The following is a 12,399-nucleotide window of genomic DNA, read 5'->3' as shown; positions in this document are numbered from 1 at the left end:
TAAATTTATGATATAAACGGTTTCTTAGTCCGGACATCTTCGCCCGAATAAAGAAGGTAACCTCTTAAGTGTACTATTTTGTACTTCACTTGTACATTCCTACTCATTCTTTTTCTTCCATTCGCTTATCTTTGTGTTCATTACATTATTTCCTAAAACATTCAGCATTATGAAAAACGTTTCGCGTCTACTTCCCCTATTGTCCGGCATCGTCACGCTGTCAGGATGCAATCATGCACCCCAAAAGAGCAATGGGCAGAATAGCCAAAAGCCTAACATTATTTATATATTTGCAGATGATCTCGGCATTGGTGATTTAAGTTGTTATGGAGCAACAAAAGTGAGCACTCCCAACATCGACCGGTTGGCAGGACAAGGAGTACAATTCACCAATGCTTATGCAACTTCTGCCACCAGCACCCCTTCCCGTTTCGGACTCCTGACAGGTATGTATCCTTGGAGACAGGAAAACACAGGAATCGCTCCCGGCAACTCTGAACTCATTATCGACACTACCTGCATCACCATGGCAGATATGCTGAAAGATGCAGGATACGCAACCGGTGCAGTAGGCAAATGGCATCTGGGACTCGGTCCGAAAGGTGGAACCGACTTTAACAACCGGATTACCCCTAACGCACAAAGCATCGGGTTCGACTACGAATTTATTATTCCGGCTACCGTAGACCGTGTACCTTGTGTATTTGTAGAAAACGGACATGTCGTAGGACTTGACCCCAATGATCCTATCACCGTAAACTACGACCACAAAGTAGGCGACTGGCCTACGGGAGAAGAGAACCCAGAGCTCGTCACTTTAAAACCCAGCCAGGGACACAACAATACAATTATCAACGGCATTCCCCGTATCGGCTGGATGACCGGAGGAAAATCCGCCCTTTGGAAAGATGAAGACATAGCCGATATCATCACCAACAAGGCCAAGAATTTCATTGCATCCCATCAGGAAGAACCCTTCTTTTTATATATGGGTACGCAAGACGTACATGTACCGCGCATCCCCCACCCACGTTTCGCAGGCAAAAGCGGACTCGGCACTCGTGGCGACGTCATCCTGCAACTGGACTGGACCATCGGTGAAATCATGCACACACTGGACAGCCTCCACATCGCAGACAACACCATCCTGATCTTTACCAGCGATAACGGTCCTGTTATCGACGACGGCTATCAAGACCAAGCTTACGAACTTCTCAACGGGCATACTCCGATGGGGATCTACCGTGGTGGGAAATACAGTGCTTACGAAGCGGGGACACGCGTTCCATTTATCGTCCGCTGGCCTGCCCGAGTAAAGCCGAACAAGCAACAAGCTCTTTTCTCTCAAATAGATGTGTATGCATCGCTCGCCTCCCTTTTGGACCAACCTTTACGTAAAGGAGCTGCTCCCGATAGTCAAGAACATCTGAACGTACTCCTCGGCAAAAATAATACAAACCGTGAGTATGTCGTTCAACAGAATCTCAATAACACACTTGCCATCATAAAAGGTCAATGGAAATACATCGAACCGAGCGACGGCCCCGCTATCGAGTATTGGACGAAAATGGAGTTAGGCAACGACAAACAGCCTCAACTTTACGATTTATCCTCCGATCCATCGGAGAAAACGAATGTATCAAAACAATACCCCGACATAGTGAAAGAATTATCTGAATTACTAGAATCCGTAAAAGAAAAATAGTTTATGAGAACAGGAAAATTGTATGATTTTGCACCAATCTTGAATAATTCTATCCATATTAGAATATTCAATCCATCTATCTTTGCAAGCGTAGATTCAATAAAATCACTTAATTTTTAATATATGAAAAAACATTTATCCACTCAAACTAGAAAAAGGATGCTCTCCTCCATCGGACTGATCCTGTTTTCTGTTTCTTTTGTACTTGCACAGGTACTTGTTAAAGGTACAGTGAAGGATAACTTAGGAGAAGGAGTGCCGGGAGCCAGTGTCCAGGTAAAAGGTACTTCGCAAGGAACAATCACTGACCTTGACGGTAAATTTGCTTTTAACGTGCCCAATAAAAATTCGATATTGGTTATTTCTTTCATTGGTTATGTCACAGTAGAAATGAAGGTGGACACTCAAAAGCCAATGGTTATCACATTAAAGGAAGACACAAAGACATTGGACGAAGTGGTAGTAGTCGGCTATCAGGAGATACGCAAGAAGGATCTGACTGGCTCTGTTGCCAAAGCCAGTATGGCGGAACTACTTAGCACTCCGACTGCTTCTTTCGGCGAGACATTGGGCGGACGTATTGCCGGTGTCAACGTAAGTTCGGGCGAAGGTATGCCGGGCGGACAGATGAACATCGTCATCCGTGGTAACAACTCTTTGACACAGGACAACTCTCCTCTTTATGTCATTGACGGTTTCCCGGTGGAAGACCCCTCCATAGCCGCAGCCATTAATCAGAACGATATCGAGTCACTCGACTTCCTGAAGGATGCCTCTGCTACCGCTATCTACGGTGCCCGTGGTGCCAACGGTGTCGTGATGATTACAACCAAGAAAGGAACAATCGGCCAACCTAAAATTAAATACGACGGAAGTTTCGGTATTCAGCATATCACCAAAACGATCCCGATGATGGATGCCTATGAATTCGTCAAACTACAGGCAGAACGTAGTCCCAAAGATATGGAAACTACCTACTTCATGAATTATGACGGTAAGAAATGGGGACTGGAAGATTATAGAAATATCCCGCAATATAACTGGCAGGATGAAATCTTCCGCAGCGCATGGATGCAAAGCCACAATGTCAGCCTGACCGGTGGTTCGGAAGGAGTTCGCTACAATGCTTCTTTATCTTATTATGACCAGGACGGTATCTTGTTGGAATCAAACTACAAACGTGTACAAGGCCGTATGGGTACTACCATCCAAAAGAAGAAACTGAAAATCTATCTGACGACCAACTATTCCAGTACTACAACTACCGGTGGTTCTCCTTCCCAGAACTCATACAGTGGTATGAATAACCTGTTCTATAGTGTATGGGGATATCGCCCTGTGACCGAACCGGACAGACCATTAAACTCGTTGATGGATAACATCATGGACGACGCGATAAACAATACCAACGACTATCGTTTCAACCCTATCATGTCTTTGAAAAATGAATATCGCAAGACGTACGCGAACTATATCCAGTTCAACGGATTTGCAGAATATGAATTTATCAAAGGATTGAAGTTGAAAGTTTCCGGCGGTTACACATTCGATACCCGCAAAGGGGAAACATTCAACAACTCGAAAACTCGTTATGGTAATCCGAAATCATCCGATAAGGTGAATGCAGAAATCTACCATTCTCAACGTGCAACGTGGTTGAACGAAAATATTCTAACCTATCAGACCAATATCAAACGGAAGCATTTCTTTAATAGTATGGTAGGTGTAACTCTGCAAAATTCTGACTATGAATACTATTCATACAAGACAGTGCAAATTCCAAACGAAGCACTCGGGATGGCAGGAATGAGTGAAGGAACTCCCAGTACGACCAAATCATTAAAGAGTTCCTGGTCTATGCTCTCTTTCCTGGGACGTTTGAACTATAACTACAAATCATTGTATTATGCAACGGTTTCTTTCCGTTCCGACGGTTCTTCCAAATTCCGTGGTGATAACCGTTTCGGCTATTTCCCTTCCGGTTCATTGGCATGGGGATTCATGGAGGAAGATTTTATGAAACCATTGAAGTCCGTTGTTTCTTCCGGTAAATTAAGAGCAAGCTGGGGATTGACCGGTAACAACCGTGTAGGCGAGTATGATACGTATGCTTTATATCAGATATTAAAAGATAAAGTTGGAGATTTTATTTCGATCGGTAGCCTACCGAGTGGTGTATATCCGTTCGAAAACAGCCTGACAAGTGTAGGTACAGTGCCCACTTCCTTAAGAAACAGAAAACTGAAATGGGAGACTACCGAACAGTGGAACCTAGGCCTGGACTTAGGCTTCCTGGACGAACGCATCGGATTAACCGTAGACTGGTATCGTAAAACGACTCGTGATTTGTTGCTGAATACTGCACTTCCCACCTCTTCCGGTTATTTCAGTGCCATGAAGAATGTAGGAAAGGTACGCAACCAAGGTATCGAGCTCACATTGAACACAACCAATATCAAGAACCGTCATTTCTCATGGACTACTAACTTTAATATCGCATTCAACAAGAACAAAGTATTAGAATTGGCCGAAAACCAATCTTCTCTGTTGAGTGCAGCCAAATTTGACCAGAACTATAACTCTCAATACAGCTACATTGCCAAAGTGGGTTATCCGATGGGAATGATGTACGGATTCATCTACGAAGGTACATACAAATACGAAGATTTCGACAAAGTAGGTGATACATATACACTGAAACGCAATGTTCCGTATTTCTCTTCCGAAAGTAATACACAACCGGGTATGCCGAAATACGCAGACCTGAATGGTGACGGTATCATCGACGATAACGACCGCACTATGATCGGTAACGGTATGCCGAAACATACGGGCGGATTTACCAACAATTTCGAATACAAAGGATTTGACTTGAGCATCTTCTTCCAATGGTCGTATGGAAACGATGTATTGAATGCCAACCGCCTGTTCTTCGAGAACAGCAATAAAACACGTGACTTGAACCAATACGCAAGTTACGCAGACCGCTGGACACCGGAAAATCCGGAAAGTAATATTCCGAGAGCTACCGACTCCGGTTCTAACAAAGTGTTCTCTACACGTATTATCGAAGATGGTTCGTTCCTTCGTCTGAAGACCGTGTCTTTAGGATATACACTGCCGAAACAACTGACCAAGAAATGGAAGATAGACAATGCACGCGTATTCGTTGCCGGTCAGAATCTATGGACATGTACAGGGTATTCCGGTTACGACCCGGAAGTATCTATCCGTGAAGGCGCACTGACTCCGGGACTGGACTTCTCCGCTTATCCGAGAGCCTACTCTATCAGTTTTGGTATAAACTTAGGTTTCTAATCAATCATCCTTCAAACAATTACGTATATGAAAACAATAAAAATAATCATCATATCACTTCTTGTCGGACTTAACCTGACTTCCTGCGATTTCTTGGAAAAAGACCCGACATACACCACTCCTGAAAACTTCTTCAAAAATGAAGCGGACGCTACCTCTTGGCTGACAGGAACCTATGCCATTCTGGGACAAAGTTCCTTCTACGGAAATGAGTTCTTATACCTTGTAGGAGGTGACGATCTGGGACACTATGGTGGTGCCAACCGCGGACCTAACAAAAGTGGGTTGATCTGTAACAATGCCAACACAAGTGATCCGGCCGTTGCAGCATTGTGGTACACATTATACTCCGGCATCAACAGAGCCAATATTTTCCTGGAAAATATTGATGCAGTGCCCGATATGAACGACGATACCCGCAAGCAGTACAAAGCCGAAGCCCGTTTCTTACGCGCATTCTATTATTTTACTTTGGTAGAATGTTGGGGAGATGTACCTTTCAAGACTACTTCTACAGAAGATGCCTATAACCTCTCCATTCCACGTACGGACAAACAGACGATTTATGATTTTATCATCAAAGAGATGTATGGTTCTGCCGAGGATCTCAAATCTGCTCAAGATTTGAACTATTTACCGGGACGTGTTTCCAAATCGGCTGCTTGGGGAATGTTGGCGCGTGTATATATGTTCCGGGCCGGTGAACCTAAACGTGACAAGGAAGTGGGTTTGGCTAACAACACGACTAGTGCCGAGATTACAGAATATTTCAAAAAAGCAAGTTACTATGCACAGTTAGTCAAGAATGAGGGTCATTCACTAACTGCCAAATATTGGGACTTCTTTATCGACATTTGTTCTGATAAGTATAACACTGCTCTCAATAAGGATGGTGCCAAGGCTAATGAAAGTATTTGGGAAGTAGAATTTGCAGGTAACCGTTCGACGGATGTACGTGCAGAAGGTAGAATCGGTAATATTATCGGCATTCAGGGTAAGGACCTTTCTTCCAAAGCATCCATTACTGGTAAAGGTGATCCGGGCTATGCATACGCTTTTATCTGGAATACTCCTAAACTGCTGGAATTGTATGAAGCAAACGATGACATTGACCGTTGCAACTGGAATATTGCTCCATTCACTTACACCCAGTCAGCAGGAGAAGGTACTCCGGTGGACGGTCGTGAATTTGTAAAGGGAAAAAGAGATGAAGTGGAACAACAATACTGGGATAAATCCTTCAGCTATGGTAAAACAGAGCCGGGGTCTACTTACGGTGATCGTGAATCGAAGAACGATGCCAATAAGAACCGCAACAGGGCTGCCGCCAAATATCGTAGAGAATATGAAGCAGACAAGAAGAGTAAAAACGATACTTCCATCAACTTCCCTCTTCTCCGTTACTCTGACATTCTGCTAATGATTGCAGAGGCAGAAAATGAAGTCAACCATGGCCCTAATGATTTGGCGTATGAATGTATCAATGCAGTAAGAGAACGTGCAGGAATCAAAAAACTTGCAGCAAATCTGGATGAAGAGAGCTTCCGCAAAGCTATCAAAGACGAACGTGCAATGGAACTCTGTTTCGAGTACACACGCCGTTTCGACCTGATCCGTTGGGGAGACTATTACAAACTGATGCAGGAACAAGTGGACAAGGCACAGGCTGACGAATCCTGGAAGTTCGGAATCAATGTATATACTTACTTCAATATTCCGAAGTCTTACAACTATTTCCCGATTCCTGCCAATGAAATTGGCTCGAACGGTGCTATCAAAACAAATAATCCGGGTTGGTAAATCACTTATTAACTTTAAAAAGAAAAGGATATGAAGACAATATATATGAAGACAATATATAAAAGTTTGATGACTATCGCTTTTGCCGGACTGTGTCTCGCTTCATGCGACAAGGAATTAAAAGAAGAAACAGCAATGGAAGTGGGTGTGGTGACAGACAACAATGTCAGCTTTAACGGTAACACTGTAACTGTCAAAAAAGGCAGTCCGGTAACGTTCAGCTTTAATGGAGACCCTGACTTTATCACTTTCTTCAGTGGAGAAATAGGTCATGAATACAAACATCGAAACCGTACAGAAATGAAAGTAGAGGATATTGAAAAGTGTGAACTTAGTTTCCGCATTTGGTATAGATATGGAAACGCAAGCACAATTAAAGGCTCTACTCATGTACTCGTTTCCGACCAATTTAATGGCATAAACGGCAGTAATGTAGATCAAGATAAACAAACTGTAGAAAACTGTGAATGGACAGAGGTATTTGCACAGGAAGAACTTCCAACCAAACCGAACAGCACTAGCGAGACAGCAGAATCCAGCAAAACTTTTACATTCGAATTATCTTCTTATCTTGCTAAAGAAATAACAATAGCGGTTCACTATAACCCCATTGATAACTCAAATACAATGCCACAGCTCAACATCATGGATATGAATATTGACTTGATGTTCACAAACGGCAAAGGGAATACGGTTAATGCAAAAGATTTCGGTTTCTCACCGCTAAATCTCGTATATGATTTAACGAAGCTAAATGACAGTCACAAAAAAGTTCTTAAGAAGGCATTGGGAAATGAGAAAATGCCGGATGAGGACCTAAACAGTGAAGAGAACATAAAAAAATATCCATATTTGCTTGTTGACGGACAAATCCCTGACTTCTGGAGTACCACCACACCTACCAGAATACAAATCGCAGGAGGAAGTAAAGGAACAACAAAAGCAGACACTTGGCTTATCTCGGCTCCCGTCTTGCTGGGTACTTGCTATCCGGATGCAGGACAAAGCATCAAGAATATCTCGCAATCATTAGAGATATACTCACATACCTACGAGGAGGCCGGAACATACACCGCTACCTTCGTAGCCAACAATGCAAACTACGTCCATCAAGGTGGTCAAGTAGTACGTGAACTGACTATAAACGTTGTAGAATAATAGTATATCCCCCAATTTTTCTAACCTTCAATCATAGAAAACGTTTATAAAAATCAGACTTTAATCAATTTAACATTAAAAAGAGAGGGTCCGCGAGGTTCCTCTCTTTTACTTTTACCATATCTTTTCACCCTCTTCCCTTTCTTCTCTTCCGAAAAAACATTTTTCTTTACTCAACTAGCGTATAAATCAACATTTATATATAAGTTTGCACAAAAATAAAAACAATGCAAAAGACTCTTCCTATTCATTTTGCCCCATTACAAGGTTATACCGACGTGTTTTACCGTAATGCTCATGCTGCCTGCTTCGGAGGTATAGATACTTATTATACCCCATTTGTACGACTCGAAAAAGGCGGATTTCGTCATAGAGATGTCCGAGGAATCGAGCCCGGAAATAATCAAGTACCCCATCTGATTCCGCAACTGATAGCTCCCTCTTTTGACAAAGCAGACAAAATCTTATCCCTATTCATTGAAAAGGGATATAAGGAAGTCGATATCAATATGGGATGCCCTTTTCCCATGCTGGCTAAACGCCACAATGGTTCCGGTATTCTTCCTTATCCCGAAGAAGTGCAAGCGTTACTTAGCCTGCTGATTACGGAATATCCGCAAATAAGTTTTTCTATCAAAATGAGGTTGGGTTGGGAAGATCCGAAAGAATGTCTGAAACTGGCTCCGATTATCAATGAGCTCCCCCTACGACAAGTGGTTATGCATCCCCGCTTAGGAAAACAGCAATATAAAGGAGAAGTCGACCTTAAAGCGTTTGAAGCCTTTCAGGGAGTCTGCAAACATCCGCTCATCTATAATGGGGATATCAATAGTGTGGAAGATATTCACCACATTCAGGAACAGTTTCCCGGATTAGCCGGAATGATGATAGGACGAGGATTACTTGCCAACCCGGCATTGGCATTGGAATATAGACAAAACCGTACACTTGAGCTTGATGAAATAAGAGAAAAATTGCAATCGATGCATAGATGTGTATACAATCAATATGCAGAACAGTTAGAAGGAGGAGACGAACAGCTTCTGAACAAAATGAAAACTTTCTGGGAATATTTAATGCCGCAAGCGGACAGAAAATTACTGAAAGCAATTCATAAAAGCACAAGCCTCAACAAATACAATCAGGCAATCCTTGCCTTTTTTAATCAACGATAAACTAATAACCAGTAATTTTACGTAATTTTGCACCCGTTTACAAATATGCACATTATGAAAAAGTACATTCTCTTATTTCTTTGCCTGATAATCGTATCGGGCAGTTTCGCACAAATGCAGGATTTCAAGTTCAAATTCTACGGACAGATTCGTACTGACTTATATTATAATAGTCGTGCTAATGAAGAAACCGTAGACGGATTGTTCTATATGTATCCGAAAGATAAGGTACGTGATCCGGATGGGAATGATTTGAACTCAACGCCCAACAGCAATTTCTATACCTTGTATTCACGTCTCGGAGTAGACGTTGCCGGTCCGAAGCTGGGGACGGCCAAGACATCTGCCAAAGTAGAGGTTGACTTCCGTGGTACAGGTACCTCTTATTCGGTCATTCGACTTCGCCATGCTTATTTGAATCTGGATTGGGGAAAATCGGCTGTATTGCTCGGGCAGACTTGGCATCCGTTATTTGGAGATGTGTCTCCACAGATTCTTAATCTCTCCGTAGGAGCACCGTTCCAACCATTTAGTCGTGCACCTCAAATTCGTTATCGCTATACAAACAAGAATTTCCAACTTACCGGAGCAGCAGTATGGCAATCACAATACACTTCACAAGGTATCAATCCTGACAAACCGAAAGAGAGTAAAAAAAGTCATGAATACTTAAAGAATGGTTGCATCCCGGAGATATATGTAGGAGCTGACTACAAGAAAGACGGCTTATTGGCAGGTGTCGGCATTGAATTATTATCATTAAAGCCACGCATACATGCTTGGGGAGCGAACGGAGATCAATATAAAATAGACGAACGCATAACTACCCTTTCTTACGAGGCCCATGCGAAATATACCCATAAAGCCTGGTTCATTGCTGCAAAAAGTGTATTGGGTTCCAATCTCACGCAGGCCTCCGGGTTAGGCGGATTCGGCATAAAGTCAGTTGACGGGCACACCGGAAAACAAAAATATACTCCGATACGTTTCTCCAGCTCTTGGTTGAATGTTGTCTACGGACAGAAATGGAAACCTGGTATTTTTGTAGGTTATGCCAAAAATTTGGGAACAAGCGATGCACTATATGCTCCAGATGGAACTGACGCTCAAGTGTATGGAACGGGAACAAACCTCGATCAGTTAGTAACAGCAGGGGCAGAACTGACCTACAATGTTCCCCACTGGAAATTCGGTTTGGAATATACCTTAAGCTCTGCATGGTATGGTTCACTCAATGCCTCCAATGGAAAAATCAGAGATACTCATGCCGTATGCAACAACCGCATTGTTGCTGTTGCCATGTTCATGTTCTAATCTCTCTCTACACAATTCTTTTGATTATATATCTGTCACCTGTCACCGATTACTACCTAATGATTTGATTATAAACGATTAGCATTGTGACAGCAATCGGTGACAGCATTGTGATGACAATATTGCTGTCACCGAAAACAGCAAACTACATTTCATTAATCGGAGACATTCATTACGGGAGCCCCAACAGTCATATTTACTTCACTTATATACAACCTTTGTTTCATTACGGGAAACGATTAGTTTCACACCGAGAAACCAATCGTTTCGCTATTTGAAACTTTTGGTTTCCTTACTTGAAACTAGAGTTTCATACGCTTGAAACCAAAGTTTCTGCAGCTAGATGTACTGTACTGGATTTAGTTGACAACTTCGTTTGTTATACCTAAGTTAGTTAACTCAATATATTTTAAAACCTAAATAAGTTTACTTGTCCCTTTGTAATTCCTTAATAAGTTGTCATATTAAAGATGTTGCAAACATATGTATCTTTTCTTATAAATGCAAGACTTCGGGCTGTAAACTTCATTAAACAACAAAAACTCTTCGCTCGGGGATCGCCCTCGCGGCAAGGGGCGGGAGCACCCGTCCCGACGAGCGGGACTTCAACTACCTTTTTCCGCGTACTTACGAATATGTTCCATCGGTGTTTTCATTTGTATACCTTGATGGGGTCGAACATAATTGTATGCATATATGGCGTCGCTTATACGTTTATCCAACTGTTCAAAGCTGTCATCTTCGCAGTCAAACAACCACCCATTCTTGATCGTGTTATTCATCCGTTCAGCCAGGGCATTATGTAGCGGATCTCCACACTGCGTCATACTAATATTGATATGATGTTTCTTGAGCATATCCACATACAGGTTTGAGCAGTATTGCACTCCCCGGTCAGAATGGTGTATGAGACTACTCAAATCAACATTGTATCTGTTGTAAAAGTCTATAGCCATCCTCAGTGCCTTTAAGGGACCTTCCGCTTCAAGTGTTTTGCACAGGGCATATCCAACTATCGCCCGACTGCCCGCATCGGTAAGAAGAGACAGGTAAGCCCATCCCTGGTACGTGGCAACATAGGTTATGTCCGCTACAACCATTGAACCGAATGTGTCAGCTACAAATTTAGGAGTAACATTTAGCAAGTCCGGATAAATGTAATAATTATGATTAGAATTTGTTGTCTTTGGTCTCACATGTCTGACACGTTGACACAGGCCATTAGCACGAAAAATATTATAGCATTGATCACGCCCAATGACCATCCTGACACCAAACTTGCGGAGACAGCATGCATAGAGTTCACGTATACCAGCCTTAGGCATAAGTTTACGTAACTCATTACAATACAACACAATGCTTGATGTGAGGATGTCTATTTCCTTTTTTCTGTTGACATGCTTATAATAACCTTGTCTGGTTATGCCGAAGTAATCACAGAGGAACTGTAGCCTACCGCGCATATGACGGGCAGAGTTCCCCTGTGACAAGGTATCGATTACTTGGCATCGGAGTTTTTTCGAACCTTGATGTGATAGGTTGACTCAGCAAGATTTATTAATTCCTCACAAGCTTCATGACGAAGACTTTCCTCCTGAAGAGCACGCTGAAGTTTGCGATTTTCGGCACGCAATGCAGCGAGTTCTTTCTCCAGTTCATTGAGAGACTCAGCAGAGTATTTGTTGAAAGAGGGGTGGTCTGTACTCATAACTTTATCATTTATATGATACTTATCAAGCCAAAGAATCAGCAGACGACGGCAAATACCGGTACGTTTGGCAAACTGATACTTCGTTTCCGAAGTAGATAAATACTCACGAATATAAGACATTCGTTCGGATTCTGTGTAAGGAGTGTACTTCTTTTTTAATTCTTTCATGGGAATTTCGCATTTAAGAAGTGTCAACTTATTTAGTACACTACAAGAAA

General features: G+C 42.4%; 8 protein-coding genes. 6 read left to right on the top strand and 2 right to left on the bottom strand.

Annotated features, from left to right (window positions below):
- The first annotated feature begins 169 nt into the window (after positions 1–169).
- From INE92_RS20350 to INE92_RS20325, 6 genes are all read left to right on the top strand, one after another.
- A complete protein-coding gene (locus tag INE92_RS20350) occupies positions 170–1,705 on the top strand; it encodes a sulfatase-like hydrolase/transferase (protein ID WP_004310357.1) in 1,536 nt (511 codons plus the stop codon).
- A 159-nt stretch (positions 1,706–1,864) separates the two neighbouring features.
- Positions 1,865–5,023 carry a SusC/RagA family TonB-linked outer membrane protein gene (locus INE92_RS20345; RefSeq protein ID WP_008023920.1) on the top strand — a complete coding sequence of 1,053 codons (3,159 nt, stop codon included), beginning with the start codon at positions 1,865–1,867 and terminating at the stop codon, positions 5,021–5,023.
- A gap of 27 nt (positions 5,024–5,050) precedes the next feature.
- Positions 5,051–6,823: a RagB/SusD family nutrient uptake outer membrane protein gene (locus INE92_RS20340; RefSeq protein WP_004324280.1), complete on the top strand. Its 1,773-nt coding sequence runs from the start codon at positions 5,051–5,053 to the stop codon at positions 6,821–6,823.
- Positions 6,824–6,868: 45 nt separating this feature from the next.
- The gene (locus INE92_RS20335; RefSeq protein ID WP_008641730.1) at positions 6,869–7,981 is read left to right on the top strand and encodes a DUF5017 domain-containing protein; all 1,113 of its coding nucleotides are present in this window, start codon (positions 6,869–6,871) and stop codon (positions 7,979–7,981) included.
- A gap of 227 nt (positions 7,982–8,208) precedes the next feature.
- On the top strand, positions 8,209–9,156 hold the full coding sequence (locus INE92_RS20330) for a tRNA-dihydrouridine synthase family protein (RefSeq protein ID WP_008641729.1): 948 nt from the start codon (positions 8,209–8,211) through the stop codon (positions 9,154–9,156).
- Between the two features lie 54 nt (positions 9,157–9,210).
- The gene (locus INE92_RS20325; protein WP_032841932.1) at positions 9,211–10,470 is read left to right on the top strand and encodes a DcaP family trimeric outer membrane transporter; all 1,260 of its coding nucleotides are present in this window, start codon (positions 9,211–9,213) and stop codon (positions 10,468–10,470) included.
- A 605-nt stretch (positions 10,471–11,075) separates the two neighbouring features.
- On the opposite strand, the gene INE92_RS20320 is transcribed toward INE92_RS20325, so the two are convergent.
- Both INE92_RS20320 and INE92_RS20315 read right to left on the bottom strand, forming a co-directional pair.
- Entirely contained in the window at positions 11,076–11,933 is an 858-nt protein-coding gene (locus tag INE92_RS20320) for an IS3 family transposase (RefSeq protein WP_015533000.1), read from the bottom strand.
- Positions 11,934–11,968: 35 nt separating this feature from the next.
- On the bottom strand, positions 11,969–12,349 hold the full coding sequence (locus tag INE92_RS20315) for a hypothetical protein (protein ID WP_015532999.1): 381 nt from the start codon (positions 12,347–12,349) through the stop codon (positions 11,969–11,971).
- Positions 12,350–12,399 lie beyond the last annotated feature (50 nt).

Origin of the sequence: Bacteroides xylanisolvens (assembly GCF_018289135.1) — a bacterium.
GTDB classification, from domain to species: domain Bacteria; phylum Bacteroidota; class Bacteroidia; order Bacteroidales; family Bacteroidaceae; genus Bacteroides; species Bacteroides xylanisolvens.
Note: the sequence above shows the minus strand (reverse complement) of the source record. Positions and strands in the feature narration are given on the sequence as shown.

What these genes read in the sequence shown, in the direction of transcription:
- INE92_RS20350 (WP_004310357.1), top strand. Translation starts at nt 170, where the DNA reads ATGAAAAACGTTTCGCGTCTACTTCCCCTATTGTCCGGCATCGTCACG.
- INE92_RS20345 (WP_008023920.1), top strand. Translation starts at nt 1,865, where the DNA reads ATGCTCTCCTCCATCGGACTGATCCTGTTTTCTGTTTCTTTTGTACTT.
- INE92_RS20340 (WP_004324280.1), top strand. Translation starts at nt 5,051, where the DNA reads ATGAAAACAATAAAAATAATCATCATATCACTTCTTGTCGGACTTAAC.
- INE92_RS20335 (WP_008641730.1), top strand. Translation starts at nt 6,869, where the DNA reads ATGAAGACAATATATAAAAGTTTGATGACTATCGCTTTTGCCGGACTG.
- INE92_RS20330 (WP_008641729.1), top strand. Translation starts at nt 8,209, where the DNA reads ATGCAAAAGACTCTTCCTATTCATTTTGCCCCATTACAAGGTTATACC.
- INE92_RS20325 (WP_032841932.1), top strand. Translation starts at nt 9,211, where the DNA reads ATGAAAAAGTACATTCTCTTATTTCTTTGCCTGATAATCGTATCGGGC.
- INE92_RS20320 (WP_015533000.1), bottom strand. Translation starts at nt 11,933, where the DNA reads ATGCGCGGTAGGCTACAGTTCCTCTGTGATTACTTCGGCATAACCAGA.
- INE92_RS20315 (WP_015532999.1), bottom strand. Translation starts at nt 12,349, where the DNA reads ATGAAAGAATTAAAAAAGAAGTACACTCCTTACACAGAATCCGAACGA.